Below are 21,629 nucleotides of genomic sequence, written 5' to 3' on the forward strand. Positions count from 1 at the left end.
TCTGTTAGACACCTACGCCGCGAGCACAAGGTTGCGCATGGATTACCACAGCCCGTATTTCTTTGGCTATTTGCTTGGCTTCACTCATCTGATCGGCATCGTAGCAGCGATTCATGCGTTGCTGACCGTACGAACCGCACAAGGCTCGATTGCCTGGGCGATGCCGCTGATTTTCATCCCCTACATCACGCTCATCCCCTATCTCGTTTTCGGTCGCAGCACCTTTGACGCCTACATCAAGGCGCGGCGCCAGGCGAACGACGAGATGCGCAACGCCATCGTCGACTTCAACTGGAAGCCGTGGATTGAGGAGGCTGTAGCCGCCCGGCGCTCAGCCGCTTACGAGTCTCTGCGTGCCATGCCCAAGCTGGGCCGCATGCCGTGCCTGGCGAATAACCAGGTGAAGTTGCTGATCAATGGCGACGCCACATTCTCTGCCATCTTCGATGCCATCCGCACGGCGAAGCGTGTAGTGTTCGTGCAATTTTTCATCATTCACGACGACGACTTGGGGCGCCGCTTGCAGTCCCTATTGCTAGAGAAAGCGGCCGAAGGCGTTGAGGTCTTTGTGCTGTACGACCGCATCGGCAGCCATGCCCTGCCCGCCAGTTATGTTGAGAAGCTGCGCGCAGGCGGGGTGCAGATTAAGGCGTTCGCTACCCGTGGCGGTTGGCTCAACCGCTTCCAGATCAACTTTCGCAACCACCGCAAAATTGTGGTGGTGGATGGCGTGAAGGGTTTTGTTGGTGGCCATAACGTCGGCGATGAATACCTGGGACTCAAGCCTCCGCTTGCGCCGTGGCGCGACACCCATGTGTCGATTGTCGGGCCGGTGGTGGCGTGCTTGCAGGAGTCGTTTGCCGAAGACTGGTTCTGGGCGACCCGCGAACTGCCGCCGCTAATTCTGCCCGAGCGCTACCCAGAGAACGGGGTATTGTGTCAGTTCCTTGCCACCGGCCCCGCCGACCGGCAGGAAACGTGCTCGCTGTTCTTCGTCGAGGCGATTCATGCGGCGACCGAACGGGTCTGGATCACCACGCCTTATTTCATCCCCGATGAAGCGGTGTCAGCAGCACTACGTTTAGCGGTGCTGCGTGGCGTGGATGTGCGTCTGTTGCTGCCCTCGCGACCCGATCACTACACCGTTTATGCGGCATCCAGCCTGTTCGCCTTCGAAGCAGTGCGCGCTGGGGTGCGAATGTTCCGCTACAAACCGGGTTTCCTGCACCAAAAGGTGGTGCTGGTGGACAACGAGATTTCAGCCATTGGCAGCGCCAATCTGGATAACCGCTCATTCCGGCTGAATTTCGAGCTGATGTTGCTGACCGTGGATGAGGATTTTGCGCGGGAGGTCGAGGCGATGCTGAGCGATGACTTCAGCAATGCCCATGAGATTTCCATAGAGGAGAGCAAGGAGACGCATCACTTGCAGCAGTTGGGGATGCGCGTGGCGCGGCTGATTTCACCGATTCTCTGAAACCGCAACACCGTTGTCCTATAGGAATTTCTATGTTGTTTGACCTGACGCCTTCGCCACCAAGGCGGCTCCCACAATAATCGCCGCGAATCCAAATCTCGTTGTCTGCACCGAAACTGTGGGAGCCAGCTTGCTGGCGAAGGCGGCGTGTCAGTCAACATTCTTGTGTCTGCCCTGACGCTTTCGCCGTCAAGCTGGACTGCTACATAGGCCAAGATCAGCGATACAGATCATCCCGCGTCCATGGCAGGTCATGGCCGCCATCGGCATGGGGCTTCACCGCCAGGATCTGATGCAGGTTGATCCAGCCCTTCGAGAACGCATACGCGCACCCGGCCAGGTACAAACGGAAGATCCGCAGCGCCTGCTCCGGCACCATCGCCGCCGCAACATCCAGCTTGGCCTCCAGCCGCATGCTCCAGTGATCCAGCGTCTTGGCGTAATGCAGGCGCAGGCTTTCAACGTCCACGACTTCAAGACCCGCTTCGCTGATAAACCCGGTGATCATTGCCAAGTGCGGCAGCTCACCATTGGGAAACACGTAGCGATCAATGAAGTCACCTGCACCGCGCCCGACTGGGCGACCGTCAGTGTGCTTGGCGGTGATGCCGTGGTTCATCACCAGACCGCCCTCCTTCACCGCGCCGAACAGACACTTGGCGTAGAGCGCTAGGTTGGCATGGCCGACGTGCTCGAACATGCCGACGCTCACTACCTTGTCGAAGCGGCCATCCTGCGGCAGATCGCGATAGTCGAGCAGTTGCAGTTCGACACGGTCCTGAAGCCCTTCGGCCTTCACCCGCTCCTGCGCCAGTGTCAGTTGCTCGCGACTGAGGGTGATGCCGAACACCTTCACGCCATACTCACGAGCGGCAAAACGGGACAAACCGCCCCAGCCGCAACCGACATCCAGCAAATACTCGCCAGGCTTGAGACGCAGCTTGCGGCAAAGGTGGTGGAATTTGTCCTGCTGGGCCTGATCCAGCGTTTCTTCGCCGGTCTTGAAGTAAGCGCAGGAATAGACCATGTCCTTGTCCAGCCACAGCCGGTAGAAGTCGTTGGACAGGTCGTAATGGTAGGAAATCGACTTGGCATCAGTGGCCTTGTCGTGCTGCGTACGGACCGGCGCGACACCGTCGTCCGGGTCCCCGAGCGCTGCGGTCAATTCATCACAAACGCGCATGACTTCGCTAATCGAGCCTTCCAGCTCCAGGCGCCCTTCAACGAACGCACTGCCCAGCAGATCAAGGCTAGGGTGGGTGAAGTCAGACACCAGCGAGGGGTCCTTGACGACAATCGTGACGCTGGGGTCAGCCCCCAGTTCAACCTCATTGCCATCCCAGAGCTTGAGTCGCAGTGGTAGATGAAGCTTCTGTAACGCTGGTGGTAATTGCGCAAGCATTGAGATAACCCCCTGATCCACAAATACGGAAAAGGGTAGTCCAAAACCGGTTCCAGCTCCCTTGGATTGGAAACCGTCAGGCTATCGGCTTTTTTGAAAAACTGCGACGAACCTAATGCCGGGTACTTCCTTGCCCCAGGATCGAGCCAATTTGAAGCCTGCTGCGTTGGAGCACCCACTTCATGACTGACTGGTAATTTGTTACAGAGTTCTTCAAAGCTCAAGCGAATTTTTATACTTAGGGGGAGCGTCTGTTTCGGCGCTTTCCTTGAAAGCGCCGAATTAAAAGGCTTAAGCGGGATTGTGAAATTTCGCGATAGGTTCGTGGAAGCGCAACAGACGCCCCGCGTTGCCCAGCACCAGCAGTGTGCTGAGGTTGTGCAAAACCGCCGCAATCATCGCGCCTGCTGCACCGAGCACACCGAACGCCGCCAGCGCCACAATCGCCAGCGTCCAACCCAGACCGATGATCACGTTGACCTGCAACGTCGAGCGGCACTGACGACTCAACCGCACACAGGTGCCCAGGCGGCGCAGGTCGCTGCCGATCAGCACGATGTCCGCCGACGCCAACGCGATGTCAGCACCGCCTGCGCCCATCGCAACGCCCACCACGCCGGCTTTCAACGCGAGGGAGTCGTTGATACCGTCGCCAACCACCATCGGCCGGAAGCCGCTTTTGATCTCGCCCATGACCCGATTGAGCTTGTCTTCAGGCAACGCCTGCGCCTGAATGTCGCTGATACCGACCTCGGCGCCCAGGCTATCGGCCACGCTCTGTCGGTCGCCGGTCAGCAGCAACTGGCGCCCCATGCCCAGATCGCGCAACTCACCCAGGGCCTGACGCGCCTCGGGCTTGAGGCTGTCCGCCAGCAGCAGCCACGCGAGAAACACCCCATTCACGGCCAGCCCGGCAATCGGGCCGTCATGGTTGGGAACGGGTGAAGTGGCTATACCCAATTGCGCGAACAGTTCAGGACGCCCCAACGCTGCTTCGCCTCGAACGGTCTTCGCAACAACACCCAAGCCCTGCCGCTCGCGAATGTCTTCCAGCGCCAGCAGATGATCTTTCTCCACCAACCCCGCCAGCGCGCGACTGACCGGGTGGCTACTCGCAGACCCCAGGCTTGCGGCCAGCGCAACCACCTCATCGCCCGCGCCCTCCTCGGCTTTTATCGATTGCAGGCGCAGGCTGCCGTAGGTCAGGGTGCCGGTCTTGTCGACCACCAGCGAGGTCAGGTCGGCGAGTTCTTCAAGGAACGCTGAACTGCGAATCAGAATGCCATGGCGGGCGGCTACAGCGATTCCCGCGATGGCCGTAGCAGGCGCCGACAGCACCAGCGCGCAAGGGCACGCAGCGACCAGCACTGCGAGCATCGCCTGGGCATTGTTGGTGACAAACCAGGTTACGGCGGCGATCAGCAGCACCAGCACCATGTAGCTGCCTGCGTAACGCTCCAGCAGCCGCGTGATCGGCGGCTTCGAACGCTCGGCACTCTGCATGAGTGCGATGACTTTGCCCAACGTCGATTCGTTGCCGATGCGCGTCACTTCGATGCGCAGCAGACCGTCGAGGTTGATCGCACCGCCGAACACTTCCATGCCCGCGCGGGCTTCGAGGGGTACAGATTCTCCCGTAATGGGTGCAGTGTCGAGGCTGGCCTGACCAGACATCACCAAGCCATCGGCGGGCACTCGATCTCCGGCGCGCACTTCGACGCGATCACCGGCCACCAGCGAGCCGTTATCCACTTCGCGAATCGAGCCATCAGGAGCGATCAGGCGCGCATGGCTGCGGGTCAGCTTGCCGAGGGCCTGAATCGCTTCCTGTGAACCAATGACGCTGCGCTCTTCCAGCACGTGGCCGAAGATCATGATGATCGGCAGCAACGCAGCGGTCATCAGGTCGCCCGTCGCCCAGGCGCCAAGCATCGCCAACGCGATCAGTTGATCGGTGATGCCGTGCAGGCTCGGGTAGCGCAAGCTGTGCCAACCGGCACCGACCACGGGAATTGCCACCAGCAGCGAGGAAGCCCCCAACAGCAGCTGGCTGACGCCGACTTGCTCGGGTGCGAAGAATCGCCAGACCAGCCCCAGCGCCAGCAGTCCCAGCGCAAGCATCGCCAGCGTGAGTTGCCGCGCGGCGCTGCGCTGCTCGTTGCGGGTCAGCATACTGCCGGGCGCGGCGGGTTCCGCGTGGTGGTGATCATGATGATCGTGGGAATGGGTGTGTGCGGCGTCGCCACTCATTTGTCGGCTCCCTGAATGATCAGGCGTGAATCGTCATGGGGATCGACCGTCGTCACAGAACCGGCCTGCTTGAGAATGCCGGGCACGCGCTCGCGATACAGGCGCAGCAACAGGCCAGGGTCGCTCTTGTTCTGGATCGACTGTGCCAGCCCCGTGACGGCAGCAGTGTCGGTCTGTGCCTTGGCCAGTCGCTCGGAGGCTTGGGCGTGGGCGACCTGCAACAGACGGTCAGCCTGCTGGTTGGCAGTCTGGTTCTGTTTCTCGGCATCGGTGCGTGCGTTGGCCACGGCCTGATCGGCTTGCTGGCTGGCAGTCAGAACAGCGTTGAAGGCGTTCACAGCAGCGGGGGGCAGGCTGGATTGCACGTCCACACGCACCACTTCCACGCCCAGTCCAACGCCCGTAGCCGTCAGCTCTTCAAGACGCTTGTTGATGCCTTGCACCAAATCACCCCGCAGCCGTTCGCGACGCTCGGCGGCCTGGCTGTCGGAGCCGACCAGTTCAGGGCGCGCCACCAGAATCGTGTCCAGATCCCGCGCGGCCGTGAGGCTGACCGCGCTGCGATTCACCAGACGATCCAAGGCTGGCAGCACGTGCTCACCCTGCAACACGAACTCGCGGGGGTCGGTGACCTTGTAGTACGCCGTCACATCCAGCTGTACGACACCGGCATCACCAGTCAGCAGAAAACCCGAACCTGCCAATGCGTCGCTCATCGGCGTGGCGAAGCTGGTGACCTTGTCAGCGGCAAGCGCTGTGGGGGAGCGCAACAACGTTTCCACATGGCGCTCGATCACGCGGTCTGCTGACGGCAACAGCACCACTTGTTCGAAGGGCTGCGGCCAGGCCAGCAGCAGGCCTGCGTTCTGCACGCGGTCCAGTTCACCAAAACGGAACACCACGGCGCGGTTTTGCGGGTCGATCTGGCGCACGTTAGACACTGCCCAGCCGAGGGCCGCGAGCAATGTCGCCACGTACAAACCGAGGAACGCCAGACGGCTGGCTTGCAGCCACGGGCTGTTCACCACCGGACGCTCGATGTGCGTCGAGTCCAGCTCACTCATGGCTGCGTCCCGGCTTTGCCGTCCTGCTTGCCATCCAGGGCAGGCGGACCGTCGACCAGCACGCGGAACGGTGCGGCGTCGGTGCGCAGAATCAGCTTGGTGGTCGGGCCGACGATGGTGCCCAGTGTGTCCAGTGAGCGCAGCAGGTTATAGAGCTGCGGCGAGCTGGCGTAAGCGCGGCCATAGATCAGCGCCGCCTCCACGCGAGACTGCGCTTCGATGTCGGCGGCTTTCACCGTCGCGTCGGCTTCGACAATGCGCGCATCACGCTCGGCGGCTGAACGGATCTGCGCGGCTTCACGCTTGCCGATGGCGGTGCGCTCGGTGGCGATGGTTTCCCGCTCGGCGCGCATGCGGTCGACCGTGGCGTTGAGCGTGACCGAAGGCAATGTCAGACGCTCGACACCGACTTGCAGGACGCGCACGCCATAGGTGGCCAGCAATTGCTTATCGATCTGCTGGCGCAACTGGTTTTCGAAGTCACCGATGCGCACTTGATTGGCGTCGGTGTTAATCAGGTTCGAAAGATCGAAACTCGCCGCAGTGGTCTCCAGTGCCGAGCCGACGAAGGTACGGATCTGCCGCGCTGCTTCGTCCGGCTGGTTCTGCACGGCGCGCATGAAGCGCTTCACGTTGTCCGGGTCGCCCTGCACCTGCCAGGCGACATAGGCCTGCACGATGATGCGCAGCCCATCACGGGTGCCGACGTCCTGCAAGCCGCTGGAAGTGGTGCGCAAACGCAAGTCCACAGGAATGGCCGCTTCGAACGGCGCAGGCCAGCGCCAGCTCAGGCCCGGATCGAGCAGCACGCGAGACGGGTTGCCAAACCGAGTGACGACCGTCGCCTCGCCAGAGCGCACCTGCACCAGGCTCGCCGCGGCCACCGCGAAGGCGATCAGCACCGCCGCCAGCCCTGCCCGACGCCACGGAAAGCCGACCGGACCGGAATCTTCGCCATGATGGTGGTGACCGTGGTGATGCCCATGGCCAGAGTGATCGTGATGATCGTGGGAATGAAACAGACTCAAGGGACGACTCCTTATTCAGCCACTGGCTGTTCGGCTGATTTGGGCGACGTGGCGGGGTCGACCGGAAGAGTGAAAGAACGCAGATCGATGGTCGGCGCGCTGCCGCCACCCAGACGATGATCCAGCACCAGCAATTTGGCGTGGGTCATGCCTTGGGTCAGTTGGCTCAGGTACTGCTCCAGCAGAAACGCCTGACCGGCCTTGGCGTAGCCCTGTTGCTCGGCGCTGAAGCGCAGATCGGCACTTTGCGCGGTGGCCATGACTTCGCGAGACGTCGCTGCGGCCTGATCGTGGGCGATGCTGGCGTGCAGTTGGGCGAGGTTGGCCTGATCCGCCGCCGCACCGCGCTCACGGGCAATCAAGGATTGCGCACTGATTTGCGCGGCCTGTACGGCATGGTAAGCATTGGCAGCACCGGCGGGCGGATGAATCGACTCGACGACCGTCGCGAGAATTTCCACACCGCTGTCGAGTTTTTTCAGGTCCCGTGCGACGGCGCTGCCGATATCGGCGGCCAGATCGGTGCGCTGCTCACCGAGCAATTCGTCGAGGGTCCGCGAGGCAAAATCGTGCACCAATACGCGGCTGGCGGTGCTGCGAATCAGACTCGGAATGTCGGCGCTGTTGTAGGTCGCAGCCATGGCCGCCTGATCGTCCAGGCCAATGCGGTAGACGAAGCGCACGTCCATGTTGACGATCTGAAAGCTCTGCTTGTCGCCCGAACCGCTGGCGATCACTTGGGATTTGTCGTTGATGTGAGTGGCGTCCCACAGGCGGTTGGCAACAGTGGGCGGCGGACCTTCGGCGGGGTCGAGGGTCTGTTCAGTGCTGGCACCCTCAGAGACGCTGGTCGCCAGCTCATGCACCACTCCATTCTCTACCGGGAGCACTGTGCCAAACGGCCATGGCAGCCCGGCGTGTAGCCCCGGCCCCAATACCTCGACCGGCTTGCCGAAACGTTCGTAGATGCCCCGCCCCTGCATCGGGATTTCATGTACACCACTGAGCACCCAACCGAGAGCTACGATCACCGCCAGCACAGGCAGAAATGCCCGACGCATGTAGGTAAACGCCCAGACTTGCCGAAGGTCGATGCCAAAACGGTTGTGCAATTCGTTCTGCAACGCTGTCAACGGACGCGGTGGCCAACGCAGGAGGCCGGCGATGAAGCTGCTGGCCACAAGACGCGGCTCAAGGCGCTCGTTGCGCGGGCTGAAGATCGATAGCAGGGCGCGGATCAACAGTTCGACCGCCACCAGCCCCGGCAACAGGCCGATCAGCACCGCCAGACGCGCAGGCCAGACCCGATCAACCGAGGAGAAGAACAGGCAGAGCGCCGCGACCAACAACGTGCCAATGGCCGCCCGCGCGATCTGCGCCAATTGCTCGGACTCGGGCCAGCTCGCTTCGGACTCGTTGCTGAACTGCCGCTCCAGCACCAGCAGGCCAAAGCCGATCAATAACAGGAGGCCACCGACCACGTTGCCGATCAGGCCGACGTTGCTGCCGACAAGGGTGAAATTCCAGACCAGGCCAATGCTGATCAACGCCAGCAACGACCACCCCGCCAGCCAGAATACCGGCACGCCGATCTGGCCGACCATCGAGGTCCCTGCCCCGCCGATACGTCCCAACAGGCGGTCGTACCAGCCCTGCTCTTCGGCAACGGCATTCTCGTCGGCCATGACTTCGACGTCATCAGGGGCCAGCACGTGAGATCGCCAAAGCGCCACGATCTGCGCAGACTGCAACGCAGAAGCGAGCACCAATAGGCTCGCCGCGCTGTTGGTCAGCACAGCAGTCCACAGAGAATTAGGAGAGAACAGATCGACGAACAGCGAAACCACCAGGCCCATCACGCCCATCGCGCCCAGTACGTAGGTCAATCGCGACAGCCGACGCACCTGAAAGCTCGCGCGCTGAAACCTGGGCAGGCTTGCAGGCGCTGCACCTTCGACATCCAGATCAACCCGCATCGACACTCCAGAATTTGCTGAACGCTGAACTCATCACTCGACCTGCCGAATCTGCGGAATAAACATCCCGCAACACTGTTTTATGAGGCGTTACGATATAACACGCGCCGTGAAATTTTCGTCTGGTTCTCGCCTACGAACATGACGAATTCTTCACCCAGACAGCCATCAGACAGGTTAGCCCCCCATCGGACGAACAAGGGCCGCGTTTTTGCCGCGCAGCCCTTGCGCCACCCTGCGCAACCGCGTCAGATACGCGCTATCGAATGCCCACAAAAACAACATCGCTCGCTGCTTCACGGATCAGCGCTGGAGCCGTCACATGCGTCAATTGCCTTCGCTGAACACCTTGCGCATCTTCGAAGAAGTCGCACGCCATCGCAGTTTCAGCAAGGCCGCCGAGTCGCTGAACGTGACCCAGGGCGCCATCAGCCGACAAATCAAACAGCTCGAAGACTATCTGGGCGTCACCCTTTTCATTCGCGCGCCTCGCGGCTTGTCGCTGACCGAATCGGGCGCTGCGCTGTCACCGAATCTGGCTCAAGCATTCGATCACATCGAACGCGCCCTGCAATCGGTGCGGGTGCCGAATTTGCGCCAGCGGCTGCGTATCCTCGCGCCGCCGACCTGGGCCACCCGCTGGCTATCGGTGCAATTGCGCACCTTCGTGCAACGCTATCCCGAGATCAGCCTCAGCGTGACCAATCAGGCCAGTCATGAGGGGTATGCCGACGTGGATTGCCACATTCGCTTCGGGCTGGAAGCGGATACCCATTGCCAGAGCCAGTTGCTGGTGATGGAGCGGCACTCGCCGTGGCCAGCCCGGAACTGTTCGAAAACGGCGAAGCACCAGACCTGCGCCGCTTTCCGTTGCTGCACATCCTGCACGAAGGCAAACGACTGAAGGTGTGGAAAAACTGGTTGAGTGCGGTGGGAAGAATCGATGTCGATGCGACTCAGGGCATCGAGTTCAGTACCTTGGATCAGGTGATCAACACCGCGTTGGCAGGCGGTGGGCTGGCCGTCATCGATCGGCAAATGATCGAGCGCGAACTGGCCAACGGCAGCCTGCTGCCGATCACCCCCCGTGGAAGTGATCGGCCCGTACGGTTATTGGCTCGACGTACCCAATGACAAGCAGGGGTTGTCGAAGGTGCAGTTATTTACCGAGTGGTTGAGTTTGGTAAGTAACCCGTGATTTCAACCATTGTGGGAGCCTTGGTGGCGAAAACGGTACATCCGACAACGAAATGCTGCCTGGCACGGCACTTTCGCCAGCAAGCCGGCTCCCACAGGTTCAGCGCCGAACGAAAAATCTGGATTCGACGCGATCACTGTGGGAGCCGCCTTGGTGGCGAAAGCAATTGATCAGACACCATAGAATCTCCCACAAGGAATCACCTCAAATCTGAGAACCGAGCACAACCTTTGGAGTCGCAACAGAGGCTTCGCCTTCCTCCTTCACCGAACACGCCTGATTCAACGTCAACGCCTGGGTCTCCGGCGCCCAGACCAATGCCGATCAACACCCGACAGAGGAACAGTTGCATCGCGGTTTCGGCGTAGAACTGCATGACTGAGGCGAGGGTGATCAACACGAAACTGACGAGGAAGATCTTCTGGCGTCCCAGCCGGTCGGAAATCCAGCCGAAAAACAGGCTACCGAGAAACAGACCGATCAGCGCCGACGCCCCGATCAGCCCCTGCCAGAAGGCGTCCAGTTGAAGCTAGGGGCTGAGCAACGTGAACGCGATGCCGATCAGGCCAGAATGTAGCCATCGGTGAAATGTGCGCCAAAGGTCAGGCCCGCGATTTTGATGTGGAATTTACCGATGGGCAGATCATCGATCTGGACCGGGTGAACAGACATGTTTGCCTCCAGTTATTGTTATTGACGGAGAAGCGAAACCAGAAATTTCCATACACATTGATCGTTCCCACGCGGAGCGTAGGAACGATCACCGACTACAAACCACCCATCAGCAGGTATTTGATTTCCAGGTAATCCTCCAACCCGTAGCGCGACCCTTCACGCCCCAGGCCCGATTCCTCCCACAGGGATCTGCGTCACGCGAAAACTGCACTATGCTCCCGAATAGTTATCCACAGGCAACGGGGGCCACGATCATGCTCAACACCTGGCTGCAAAAATGCCTGCACCCCCTCGCCAAAACCCTGTTCGACGACGGTGTGCGCGCCATTCACGTCACCCTGTGTGCAGGGCTGATTTCAGTGGCCGTCGGCGTGCTGGTCGCCGCGTTCGCGCTCAACGACTGGATCTTCATACTGATCCCGATCTGGATACTGATTCGCATGCTGTTCAACGCAGTCGAAGCGTCGCTGATCAGCGAATTCGGTCAACACTCCCGACTCGGCAATTGCGCCAACGAGCTCAGCCGTGTGATTGCAGAAACCGCTCTGTTTCTGCCGTTTGCAGTCATTCCCAAGGTAAGCCTGCTGCTGGTTTTGCTGGTGACGTTGCTGGCGATTTTCAGCGAATTTGCCGGTCTGCTCGGGCCATTGATCAAGGCGTCACGGCGTCGCGACGGGCCGATGAACAGCCACGTCCGGATGCTGTGTTTTGCGATTTTCGGGGTCGGAATCAGCTCGGGTTACGTGCTGACTGCGCCGATCAATATCACCCTGGCGATCATGGCCATTCTGCTGCTGGTGACCATTTTCAATCGCATCCGGCGGGCGGTAGCGGAAGTGACGAAACCGGTCACGGCGCCTTCGGCCAAAGCTTACGCATCAGAGTGAACGAACTGTTTCAACAGCTTTACACACAAGCTGTGTACATCTTATCCACAGGTCATTTTCTGCTGGCTCGATAGCCCTTGAAATGGACAGGGCTTGACCTCAGCTTAATCATGACCAGATATTACAGCCGTAATTTTACTGATTGTGATCTTTCAGAACATTCGTGAAGGGACGTCTACGCTTCCCTCCACTGTCGATTCTTCATTCAGGAGTACGTTCATGAGTCACTACGACGTTGTCGTCATTGGCGGCGGCCCAGGCGGTTATAACGCAGCCATCCACGCGGGGCAAAAAGGCTTGAAGGTCGCCTGCATCGAGGGCCGCGAGACATTGGGCGGGACGTGCCTGAACGTAGGCTGCATCCCTTCCAAATCACTCCTGCATGCCTCCGAGCTGTACGAAGCCGCCACTGGAGACGAGTTCAAAAAGCTGGGCATTGAGGTCACACCCACCTTGAACCTGGCGCAAATGATGGCGCAGAAAGTCGAGAGCGTGACCGGGCTGACCAAGGGCATCGAGTTTCTGTTTCGCAAGTACAAAGCCGAGTGGGTCAAGGGCTGGGGGCGCCTCGCCGGGCCTGGCAAGGTCATCGTCACCGACGCCAGCGGCGCTGAAACCGAGCTGACTGCCAAAGACATCATCATCGCCACTGGTTCCGAACCTACGCCACTGCCGGGCGTGACCATCGACAACCAGCGCATCCTCGACTCAACTGGCGCGCTGTCCCTGAGCGAAGTGCCCAAGCATCTGGTGGTCATCGGCGCGGGCGTCATCGGTCTGGAGTTGGGTTCGGTCTGGCGTCGGCTGGGCGCCAAAGTGACCGTGGTTGAATTCCTTGATCATGTCGCCCACGGCTCGGACCTGGAAACCGGCAAAACACTGCACCGCTCGCTGTCGCGTCAGGGCATGAACTTCAAACTCAGTTCCAAAGTGACCTCTGCCGTCACGAGCGATTCTGGCGTGAGCCTGACCGTCGAACCCGCAGCAGGTGGCGAGGCCGAGGTGATCGAAGCGGACTACGTGCTGGTCTCCATCGGCCGACGTCCAGTGACCAAAGGCCTGGGTCTGGAAACCGTCGGGCTGGAAGTGGACAAGCGCGGCGTGCTGGCCAACAAGGGCCATCGCACGGCGGTAGACGGCATCTGGGTGATCGGCGACGTGACCTCAGGCCCCATGCTCGCGCACAAGGCCGAAGATGAAGCGGCGGTGTGTGTGGAACGCATCATCGGCAAGAAGGGCGAACTCAATTACAACCTGATCCCCAACGTCATCTACACCCGACCGGAAATGGCCAGTGTCGGTAAGACCGAGGAGCAATTGAAGGAGGAAGGCCGCGCCTACAAAGTGGGCAAATTCCCGTTCAGCGCCAACAGCCGGGCCAAGGTCAATCACGAGAGCGACGGCTTCGCCAAAGTACTGGCCGATGAAAAAACCGACGAAATCCTCGGCGTGCACCTGGTCGGCCCGAGTGTCAGCGAGATGATTGCCGAGTATTGCGTGGCGATGGAGTTCGCGGCGTCGGCAGAAGATGTGGCATTGACCTGCCATCCACATCCGACCCGCTCCGAAGCGTTGCGCCAGGCGGCGATGGGTGCGGGTGGGCATACGACGCAAGCGTGATTGGCTCGCGGACATCCCTTTTGTGGCAGCACGGCTTGCCGACGGTCGCGCATATGAAATCGCCGCCGCCGGCAAGCCGTGCTGCTACAGAGTGCTCACCGCCTTAAACCGGCAAATGCCCCAACGGCAGTGGCCCTTGGGGCTTGAGCGTGCGAATCGCAAAGTTGCTGCGAATGTCCCGCACGCTTGGCATTTTCAATAACGTCTCGCTGAGAAAACGGTCGTAGCTGCGCAGGTCCGGGACGACTACTTGCAGGAGAAAATCCGACTCGCCCGACACCAGATACGCCGAGATGACCTCAGGCAACGCCGACACCGCCTGATGAAGTTTCTGCGCTTCTTCTTCGTGATGGCGGTCCACCTTCACCCCGATGAACACCGTCAGCCCCAGCCCCAATGCATCGGCATCCAGCGTTGCCTGATAACCCCGAATGACGCCCGCTTCTTCCAGATGCCGAACCCGGCGCAAACAGGGCGAAGCCGACAGTCCGATCTCATCGGCCAGTTGCACGTTGGTCAAGCGACCATCGCGTTGCAGCGCGTTGAGGATGCGGCGGTCGTAGGCATCCAGTCTCACATTCGGATGGTTTGGCATATCAGACACCTTTCAGGCAGCTATAGAAGCAGAAGCTGCCAATACTAAGGCTTTCAAGGGTCAAACACGCAAGCACCTGCCCTGCCCTTCGGCCATAGAATTTTCTCTCCGAATCCCTGCCCTGAGAGCCGAATAATGGAAAACATCGCGCTGTTTATCGTGGCCCTGTCGATGATCCTGCTGGTGCCGGGACCCGACATGATTCTGTTGCTGCAAACCGGCGCACGCCATGGACGAAGCAAAGCCCTGGCCACTGCACTGGGACTGGCCATCGCCCGAGGTTGCCACGTCGCATTGGCAGCCTTCGGTCTGGCGGCACTGCTCAAAGTGACCCCCTGGGCATTCGACGTGGTGCGAGGTGTGGGCGCTGCCTACCTGTTCTGGCTGGGACTGAAGATGTTCAAACCGGGCGCGGCAGGCGCTCTGCACACCACCAGGACCGCTGATCAGGCGATCGGCTGGCAAACGGCGATCCTGCGTGGCCTGCTGACCAATCTGCTCAACCCCAAGGCGCTGCTGTTCTGTTCGGTGCTGCTGCCGCAGTTCATCGATCCCCGGATCGGGTCTGTGCCCGTGCAGTTCGCTGAATTGGGGGTGATCCTGGTGGTGATCGGCCTGTCGTTCGACAGCGTCTACGCCATGGCCGGAGGCTGGATCGGCCACTGGCTGGCACACAGCGAAACAGTGCAACGGGTCCAGCAGTGGCTGTTTGGCAGCTTGCTGATTGGATTCGCCGCACGGCTGGCGTTTGTTCAACAAACCTGAACACACCATTGGCAACCTATTGAAGCTTCGCACGAAGTGCCCTGAAACGATTTTTTCTCTTTTTTGCGAACAAGATGCCGAGATTGTTATCTGTGTTGTTGGTAATTTGCGTTCGGCAAGGATTGGGAAAGCGCACGTCCATGTGCAGGAAGGCACAGCATTTCTTCAGAGGCTTCACCTTATGAATCGCAGGAATCTACTGAAAGCTTCCATGGCGCTGGCAGCCTATAGCGTGCTGCCCGCCTCGGGTCTCTACGCAGCACGTGCCTTGGCGGCAGCAGCAGACGGCGACATCGAACATTTCGACTTCAAGACCTTGCAAGACCTCGCCAAGCAAATGGCGGGCAAAGCCTACGTCAGCACCAAGCAGAACCTGCCGCCAACCCTGGCGAACATGACACCGCAACAATTCAACGCGATCAAATACGACGCTGGCCATTCCCTTTGGAACGACGTGAAGGGCCAGTTGGACGTGCATTTCTTCCATGTCGGCGCAGGTTTCAAAACCCCGGTGCGCATGTACAGCGTCGACCCGGCAACAAACCAGGCGCGCGAAGTGCATTTCCGCCCAGAGTTGTTCAACTATGAAGCCAGTCGCATCGATCAAAGCCAGCTCAAAGGCGACCTGGGCTTTGCCGGTTTCAAACTGTTCAAGGCCCCGGAAATCGCCATCAACGACATCCTGTCGTTCCTCGGCGCCAGCTACTTCCGCGCCATCGACAGCAACAAGCAGTACGGACTGTCCGCCCGCGGTCTGGCCATCGACACCTATGCGCACAAGCCGGAAGAGTTTCCCGACTTCACCAAGTTCTGGTTCGAGAAACCGACCAAGGACGCCACCCGCTTCGTGGTCTACGCGCTGCTGGATTCGCCGAGCGCCACGGGCGCCTATCGCTTCGACATCGACTGCCAGGCCGAACGCGTGGTCATGGACATCGACGCGCACATCAACGCTCGCGCCGACATTGAGCAGTTGGGTATTGCGACCATGACCAGCATGTTCAGTTGCGGCACCCATGAGCGTCGCATGTGCGACACGATTCACCCCGAAATCCATGACTCGGACCGTCTGGCGATGTGGCGCGGCAACGGCGAGTGGATCTGCCGCCCGCTGAACAACCCGGCCAAGCTGCAATTCAACGCCTTCGCCGACAAAGACCCGAAAGGCTTCGGTCTGGTGCAGACCGACCATGACTTCAAGACCTACCAAGACACGGTCGACTGGTACCACCGCAGGCCAAGCCTGTGGGTCGAGCCGACCACACCGTGGGGCGAAGGCTCCATTGACCTGCTGGAACTGCCGACCACGGGCGAGACGCTGGACAATATCGTCGCGTTCTGGAACCCGAAAGTGCCGGTCAAAGCCGGAATGTCGATGAACTACGGCTACAAACTCTACTGGAGCCCGCTGCCGCCGGTGAGCACGCCGCTGGCACAAGTCCACGCGACCCGCTCGGGCATGGGCGGTTTCATCGAAGGCTGGGCACCGGGCGAGCATTACCCGGACGTCTGGGCACGGCGTTTTGCCGTCGACTTCAACGGCGGCGGGATCGATCGACTGCCCGAAGGCGCTGGCATCGAGCCGGTGGTCACGGTTTCCAATGGCAAGGTGCAGGACTTCAACGTACTCGTACTGCCGGACATCAAGGGCTTCCGCGTGACCTTCGACTGGTACCCGACCAACGACTCGGTCGACCCGGTGGAAATGCGCATGTTCATCAAGACCGGCGACCGGACCTTGAGCGAGACGTGGCTGTACCAGTACTTCCCGCCTGCACCGGATAAGCGCAAGTACACCTGATCCGCGGCAAAAGGTGATTCGCTCCCACAGGGGTCGTCAAAATTCCGATAACGACGACAGGCAATCTACCTGTTACAAAAATGAGTCATAGACAGCTTGGGCTATGACTCATTTTTTCTTCTGTTTAATAGCGTCAATTTTTACGCCTTCAATAAATTCAATAAGTTACAACACACGAATCTTTTGATCTCTGACAAATGGCCGAAAATTTGACTATTTAGTTGACAGCCCCAAATTCTGAGGCTGATATATCCCCTGTCACGCCGTTCCAGAGGGACCTTTCACGGCCACACCCTCCCGCAACGGCCCTCCAACACACAACGACTTCCACCCCAATCGACGGCCTGCGCCGACTTCGATGAGCGGTAGCTTTGCCTCACAGATCTCACTTTCCTGTTCGCTGCTGCGCCTGCCGATCACTTCCAGCGCTCCCGAGGGGCTGTAACCATGATGTCGCCTTCCCCCGTTTACGTTGAAAAGCCTTCGATCATGTCGTTCGACAAATCCACCGCCATTGTCGTCGTCGCGATCAGTCTGATCCTTGTCGAGACCTTTTCCGGCGCGCTACGGTTTTATCTGGACAAGGCCGGAGTGTCGGTTTTGCTCTACGTGCCGAAAGTCGCCTGTTTGCTGTTCTTCGCGCTGGAACTGCGCAGTTTCAAGGCAGGACCTGCGCTGTGGCTGAGTTTCATCGCGCTGCTGCTGTCAGCGGCCTGGGCGACGCTCAATGGCGCGGGCTTCGGTAATTTTGCGTTCGCGCTCTATGGCATTGCCCCGTTGTTGTTCGGGCTGACCTGCGGTGATCAAATCATTCGTCACAAGCGCTTGTTCATGTGGGCGATTGTGTTTGCCCTCGGTGCCTCGCTGGCGGGGCTGGCGCTGGACAAATACTCCAATCTGCCGTGGAAGGGTTATAGCTACTCCATCGGCGGCACCGAATTGAGCGCCAATACCAGTTGGGCCTCCGAGGACGCCGACCGGCCTGCGGGCTTTGCGCGGATTTCCAGTGCACTGGCGATCATCATTTCGATTTTCAGCCTGTACCTGATGGCGACCGTGCGCTCCCGACTCCTGGCACTGGGCATCTTTGCCGTGGGGCTGGCGGGCGTGGTGCTGACCACCAGCAAGGCACCGGTCCTGGCGCTGGCCGGGGCGGCAGGGCTGATGATGATTCTGCAATTTCGCTGGACCACCCGCGGCGCGATTGTCTTCGCCGTGCTACTGGGGATGTCGCTGCCGTTCGCGGCGATGATGTTCGATTTCGACCCGAACAAAGTGTCGGCCGCCAGCTCGCTGTCATCGATCTATGACCGGCTCGTCAACACCTGGCCAACCGTGATCAACGAGCTGATTCGTGAAGACCGCGAATACACAGGCGCAGGCTTTGGGCTGGTGGGCAGTTCGGTCGCGGCATACCCCATTCCGGGCGCGGACCTGTTCGCCATTTCCGACAGCACCGTGGTCTACCTGTGGGCAATCTTTGGTGTGGCCGGGTTGTTTCTCTATGCCTTGCATATCCCGCTGTTCATCACCCTCGCGAACAGCACCACGCGTTACGGGCGGGCGATGCTGGCGACCGGGTTCTGCATCTGCATCGTCAGCTGGACCACGGACACGCTGGAAGTGACCCTCGCCAACCTGTTCCTCGGCATGGCCATCGGGCACGCGCTGGCAGCGAGATATCAGGTCAAAGCCAGTGCCCCAAAGCCAGTTGAGGCCGCCCAGTGGCGCGGCCTGCCAGGTTTGAGCTGAAGAGCATTTCCCGCATGAGCGCATTGAGTATTGGCCGCGTAGGCCTGCTGTTACTGTCCTGCCTTTTCGGCGCTGGCGTTGCCGTGGCAGACCCTTTCATCGTGGGCGTCGCCACCCATTCGATGAACAACCCGAACCAGCCGCTGCGCAGCCTGGAACTGGCGAGCATCGCGGGCGCGAGTTCGATCCGGGATGACGCATTCTGGTCTACCGCCGAACCGATCCGCGGCCAACTGCGCGTCGTCCCGCAATGGCGCCAATGGATGGCCAAGGCGGGAGGGCTGAACCTGAACCCGATGATCATCCTCGGCTATGGATCGGTGTTCACGGGAGGCGCCAAGCCGCGCAAACCCGAGGTGAAAATCCCTTACCTGAACTACGTCGACTACATCACTCGCCAATTGGGCAACCCGGTGAAGTTCTATGAAGTGTGGAACGAATGGGATGTCGACGGGCCGTCCGACCCGCGACTGAGCAGCGACTACGTGGCCTTGGTACGGGACGCCGCACCCATCATTCGCAAAAACAATCCACAGGCCAAAGTGCTGGCGGGCGCGGCCACCACGGCGGGTATCAAAGCCGGGTTCATCGATCGGATCGTCGCATGCGGCGTGCTCAAGTACGCGGACGGGATTTCGCTGCACCCTTACGTGCATTGCGAAGGCCGCGATCGAAACACGCCAGAAAGCTGGATCGAGTGGATGCGAGGCGTGGATCGCAGCATCAGCGCCAAAGCAGGCAAACAGGTGCCGCTGTACCTGACGGAAATGAGCTGGCCCAGCCACGAAGGCAACTGCGGCGTCGATACGCCTCGTCAAGCTGCATATCTGGCGCGGGCGTATTTCCTGGCGCGCACCCTCCCCAACATCAAAGGCATGTGGTGGTACGACCTGATCAACGACGGCACGAAAAGGGACGATCAGGAGCACAACTTCGGCTTGCTCGACATCGACCTGAATCCAAAACCCGCTTACGCCGTGCTCAAGGCCATCAGTCCGTACCTGAGTGACTTCAGCTACGACGCTGCACACAGCCTGCAAACCGACAATGTCTACAAACTGGCATTCACCGACGGCCACGAGCGGATTCTGGTGGCGTGGGCCTCAGGGCGTGAACGCCTGGAGAGTGTCGGTGCCAGCGCCATGGACAACGGCCCGCTGCGAATGCTCGACACCCAAAAGCCGGATCGGGGAATGGCTAACAGCGGGCAGCAATGGAACTGCAATGGCGACCAATGCAGCGCCCCGGTCACGTTGACCGAGTTCCCGAAAATCATTCGCCTGAGCCCTGGATCCTGAACGTCCCAATCACCCGAAGCCCGCCTGGCTCTGTCAGCGCGGGCTTTTTTCATGGTTTTTCGTGAATCCTTCGGCAAATAGTGGCATTACGACACATACTGGACATCTGCCGCTGCTAGGCTAGGTCTCCTTTAACGGGAACCCATGACCGAGGGAATGTATGGGGATGGGACGCAAACTGATCATGGGGTGTTTGCTCTACCTGTGCGCGTTGCCCGCGTGGGCAGATCCCTACGTTGCCGGAAGTGCGCAATGGAAGCCCTACGCTTATGAAGACGCCAACGGCCATTTACAGGGGCTGGCCGTCGACATCGCCCGGCGCGTGATGCAAATTGCCAAGGTCGACGTCACGTTCGTGACCTACCCGGTCAATCGCCTGCAATCAATGCTGCAAAAGGGCGACATCGACCTCAATTACGCCGATGCGCTGATCTGGAACAGCCCCGAAGAACAGCGTCATTTCGTGTTCTCCAAGCCCTACTCAAGTGTCAACGAGCACCTGTACTTCCTCGCCGACCACCCCGACCGCAAACGCCCCATCGAGCAGATGAACCACCTCACCGTCGGCATGGTGCGCGGCTACACCTACTGGGCGCTGGACCCGGCCCTTGAAATGCACCGCATCGAACGGCTGGAAACCTCACAGGACGACGCTCTGATCAAGCTGTTGCAAAGCCGACGCGTCGACGCCATCGCCATCGTCGACGACATCTTCGACGCATTGGTCGCCAGCAACCATCTGGACCCCGCCCAGTTCCAGCAAGGCGCCAAACTCAGCGAAGCGCCCTTGGTGATCAAACTTCAACCCGAACTCGCGCAATGGCTGCCTCAGATCAATCGCGCCATCGACACCCTGCGTGCCAGCGGAGAACTGGAGAACATCAGACGGCAGTATTTGCCGGGGAATGCGGGGTTGAAATGTGCGGGGGCGGGGAAAGGGTGTTAGGGAAAAGTCTGACAAGGCACGATGGAAAATCGGGCGATTCTCCCCCATCGAGGCCAAAAACAGGGGCGTATAATTCGGCGCCGAAAACGAAGAACCCCGCCAACGGCGGGGTTCTTTTTTGCTTCGTCTGTCCTCGGGGGGAGGTGCTAGCACCCGCGTATCCCGTGGCTAGTGCGGAAACTATATGGATGTAGGTCTTACCAGTCAATGCAGAAATCATGCGCAGTCAAAGCCGCTTTGTCTCCATCAAGAATGTCCACGTATGAAGCCCGCGCCTTGGCCGCGGGGCACGACATTTCAGCAGCATTGAAACTGTATGCGTGGAACGCACGAATCTGTGGTGCATTTCTCACCCCTCTCCACATTTGTGAAGTGGTGATGCGAAATGCGGTCGCTGACGCCCTTGAATCTGTCCATGGTCCACAGTGGCCGTGGAATCCAGGGTTTGACCGAAGCCTCCCCCGGCAGAGTGGGCCTGGTTACAACGCCTTAAAGGATCTTCAATGTGTGCGTCAGAGAACGGAAAAAACAGGACAAGTGATCGCTGAACTCAAGTTTGTGTTTTGGGAAAAGATGTTCACCAGCCGACACGACGACCGGATTTGGAATACCCACCTCCGTCATGTGCTGCCAAACCTCATGTCTACAGAAACCATCGCCGAACACCGGGAGAGAATTTTCGGCGACTTGAACTCTATCAGAATGCTCAGAAACAGAATTGCTCATCACGAACCCATCTTCGCAAGGGACCTGCTGAGAGACTTTCACGTGATTCAACAACTGATCGAGGCAAGATGCAGCATCGCGGCCCAATGGCTGCTGATTGAGCAACAAGTGATGGATACGATTAAAGACAGGCCCTTCTAGACGAAAAAGGGCCAAGAACATCTCTTTT

At 59.7% G+C, this 21,629-nt stretch carries 15 protein-coding genes and 3 pseudogenes; 10 read left to right on the plus strand and 8 right to left on the minus strand.

Going from position 1 to position 21,629, the window contains the following annotated elements; all coding sequences use genetic code 11:
* Positions 1-37 precede the first annotated feature (37 nt).
* Positions 38-1,477, plus strand: coding sequence for a cardiolipin synthase (gene cls, locus ACI2KB_RS14650; RefSeq protein WP_404635624.1), 1,440 nt, complete (start codon positions 38-40; stop codon positions 1,475-1,477).
* Positions 1,478-1,694: 217 nt separating this feature from the next.
* Here the strand turns inward: cls and cfaB are convergent, their stop codons facing one another.
* From cfaB to hflK (ACI2KB_RS14675), 5 genes are all read right to left on the minus strand, one after another.
* Entirely contained in the window at positions 1,695-2,879 is a 1,185-nt protein-coding gene (gene cfaB / locus ACI2KB_RS14655; protein WP_404635626.1) for a C17 cyclopropane fatty acid synthase CfaB, read from the minus strand.
* A gap of 291 nt (positions 2,880-3,170) precedes the next feature.
* The gene (locus tag ACI2KB_RS14660) at positions 3,171-5,129 is read right to left on the minus strand and encodes a cation-translocating P-type ATPase (RefSeq protein ID WP_404635628.1); all 1,959 of its coding nucleotides are present in this window, start codon (positions 5,127-5,129) and stop codon (positions 3,171-3,173) included.
* Positions 5,126-6,193, minus strand: a complete 1,068-nt coding sequence (gene hflK / locus ACI2KB_RS14665; RefSeq protein WP_404635630.1) for a protease modulator HflK — start codon at positions 6,191-6,193, stop codon at positions 5,126-5,128. Before hflK (ACI2KB_RS14665) ends, ACI2KB_RS14660 begins: the two co-directional genes overlap by 4 nt.
* The gene (hflC, locus tag ACI2KB_RS14670) at positions 6,190-7,221 is read right to left on the minus strand and encodes a protease modulator HflC (RefSeq protein WP_404635632.1); all 1,032 of its coding nucleotides are present in this window, start codon (positions 7,219-7,221) and stop codon (positions 6,190-6,192) included. The genes hflK (ACI2KB_RS14665) and hflC overlap by 4 nt, the downstream gene beginning before the upstream one ends.
* Positions 7,222-7,232: 11 nt before the next feature.
* Complete coding sequence (hflK, locus tag ACI2KB_RS14675; protein WP_404635634.1) at positions 7,233-9,197, minus strand: protease modulator HflK; 1,965 nt, start codon at positions 9,195-9,197, stop codon at positions 7,233-7,235.
* Between the two features lie 322 nt (positions 9,198-9,519).
* Between hflK (ACI2KB_RS14675) and ACI2KB_RS14680 the strand changes: the two are divergent.
* Positions 9,520-10,395, plus strand: a pseudogene (locus ACI2KB_RS14680) (LysR substrate-binding domain-containing protein).
* 307 nt (positions 10,396-10,702) lie between these two features.
* On the opposite strand, the pseudogene ACI2KB_RS14685 reads toward ACI2KB_RS14680, so the two are convergent.
* Positions 10,703-11,067: pseudogene (locus ACI2KB_RS14685) on the minus strand (MFS transporter); the annotation flags it as partial.
* 95 nt (positions 11,068-11,162) lie between these two features.
* A pseudogene (locus tag ACI2KB_RS14690) lies at positions 11,163-11,243 on the minus strand (hypothetical protein); the annotation flags it as partial.
* Positions 11,244-11,324: 81 nt separating this feature from the next.
* On the opposite strand from ACI2KB_RS14690, the gene ACI2KB_RS14695 reads away from it, so the two are divergent.
* Both ACI2KB_RS14695 and lpdA read left to right on the plus strand, forming a co-directional pair.
* A complete protein-coding gene (locus ACI2KB_RS14695; protein ID WP_404635636.1) occupies positions 11,325-11,957 on the plus strand; it encodes a CDP-alcohol phosphatidyltransferase family protein in 633 nt (210 codons plus the stop codon).
* 219 nt (positions 11,958-12,176) lie between these two features.
* Positions 12,177-13,577, plus strand: coding sequence for a dihydrolipoyl dehydrogenase (lpdA, locus tag ACI2KB_RS14700; RefSeq protein WP_404635638.1), 1,401 nt, complete (start codon positions 12,177-12,179; stop codon positions 13,575-13,577).
* 103 nt (positions 13,578-13,680) lie between these two features.
* Here the strand turns inward: lpdA and ACI2KB_RS14705 are convergent, their stop codons facing one another.
* Complete coding sequence (locus ACI2KB_RS14705; RefSeq protein ID WP_404635716.1) at positions 13,681-14,154, minus strand: Lrp/AsnC family transcriptional regulator; 474 nt, start codon at positions 14,152-14,154, stop codon at positions 13,681-13,683.
* 153 nt (positions 14,155-14,307) lie between these two features.
* Between ACI2KB_RS14705 and ACI2KB_RS14710 the strand changes: the two genes are divergently transcribed.
* The 6 genes from ACI2KB_RS14710 to ACI2KB_RS14735 all read left to right on the plus strand — a co-directional run bounded on the left by ACI2KB_RS14710 (position 14,308) and on the right by ACI2KB_RS14735 (position 21,601).
* Positions 14,308-14,937 carry a LysE family translocator gene (locus ACI2KB_RS14710; RefSeq protein WP_404635640.1) on the plus strand — a complete coding sequence of 210 codons (630 nt, stop codon included), beginning with the start codon at positions 14,308-14,310 and terminating at the stop codon, positions 14,935-14,937.
* Positions 14,938-15,118: 181 nt separating this feature from the next.
* Positions 15,119-16,738 carry a glucan biosynthesis protein D gene (locus tag ACI2KB_RS14715; protein ID WP_404635642.1) on the plus strand — a complete coding sequence of 540 codons (1,620 nt, stop codon included), beginning with the start codon at positions 15,119-15,121 and terminating at the stop codon, positions 16,736-16,738.
* Between the two features lie 447 nt (positions 16,739-17,185).
* Complete coding sequence (locus tag ACI2KB_RS14720) at positions 17,186-18,490, plus strand: hypothetical protein (RefSeq protein WP_404635644.1); 1,305 nt, start codon at positions 17,186-17,188, stop codon at positions 18,488-18,490.
* A gap of 5 nt (positions 18,491-18,495) precedes the next feature.
* On the plus strand, positions 18,496-19,788 hold the full coding sequence (locus ACI2KB_RS14725) for a hypothetical protein (protein WP_404635718.1): 1,293 nt from the start codon (positions 18,496-18,498) through the stop codon (positions 19,786-19,788).
* Positions 19,789-19,954: 166 nt separating this feature from the next.
* A complete protein-coding gene (locus ACI2KB_RS14730; protein ID WP_404635646.1) occupies positions 19,955-20,734 on the plus strand; it encodes a substrate-binding periplasmic protein in 780 nt (259 codons plus the stop codon).
* A gap of 252 nt (positions 20,735-20,986) precedes the next feature.
* A complete protein-coding gene (locus ACI2KB_RS14735) occupies positions 20,987-21,601 on the plus strand; it encodes a hypothetical protein (RefSeq protein WP_404635648.1) in 615 nt (204 codons plus the stop codon).
* Positions 21,602-21,629 lie beyond the last annotated feature (28 nt).

Source organism: Pseudomonas sp. NPDC088444 (genome assembly GCF_044900175.1).
Lineage (GTDB): Bacteria > Pseudomonadota > Gammaproteobacteria > Pseudomonadales > Pseudomonadaceae > Aquipseudomonas.

What these genes read in the sequence shown, in the direction of transcription:
- cls (WP_404635624.1), top strand. Translation starts at nt 38, where the DNA reads ATGGATTACCACAGCCCGTATTTCTTTGGCTATTTGCTTGGCTTCACT.
- cfaB (WP_404635626.1), bottom strand. Translation starts at nt 2,879, where the DNA reads ATGCTTGCGCAATTACCACCAGCGTTACAGAAGCTTCATCTACCACTG.
- ACI2KB_RS14660 (WP_404635628.1), bottom strand. Translation starts at nt 5,129, where the DNA reads ATGAGTGGCGACGCCGCACACACCCATTCCCACGATCATCATGATCAC.
- hflK (WP_404635630.1), bottom strand. Translation starts at nt 6,193, where the DNA reads ATGAGTGAGCTGGACTCGACGCACATCGAGCGTCCGGTGGTGAACAGC.
- hflK (WP_404635634.1), bottom strand. Translation starts at nt 9,197, where the DNA reads ATGCGGGTTGATCTGGATGTCGAAGGTGCAGCGCCTGCAAGCCTGCCC.
- ACI2KB_RS14695 (WP_404635636.1), top strand. Translation starts at nt 11,325, where the DNA reads ATGCTCAACACCTGGCTGCAAAAATGCCTGCACCCCCTCGCCAAAACC.
- lpdA (WP_404635638.1), top strand. Translation starts at nt 12,177, where the DNA reads ATGAGTCACTACGACGTTGTCGTCATTGGCGGCGGCCCAGGCGGTTAT.
- ACI2KB_RS14710 (WP_404635640.1), top strand. Translation starts at nt 14,308, where the DNA reads ATGGAAAACATCGCGCTGTTTATCGTGGCCCTGTCGATGATCCTGCTG.
- ACI2KB_RS14715 (WP_404635642.1), top strand. Translation starts at nt 15,119, where the DNA reads ATGAATCGCAGGAATCTACTGAAAGCTTCCATGGCGCTGGCAGCCTAT.
- ACI2KB_RS14720 (WP_404635644.1), top strand. Translation starts at nt 17,186, where the DNA reads ATGATGTCGCCTTCCCCCGTTTACGTTGAAAAGCCTTCGATCATGTCG.
- ACI2KB_RS14730 (WP_404635646.1), top strand. Translation starts at nt 19,955, where the DNA reads ATGGGACGCAAACTGATCATGGGGTGTTTGCTCTACCTGTGCGCGTTG.
- ACI2KB_RS14735 (WP_404635648.1), top strand. Translation starts at nt 20,987, where the DNA reads ATGTCCACGTATGAAGCCCGCGCCTTGGCCGCGGGGCACGACATTTCA.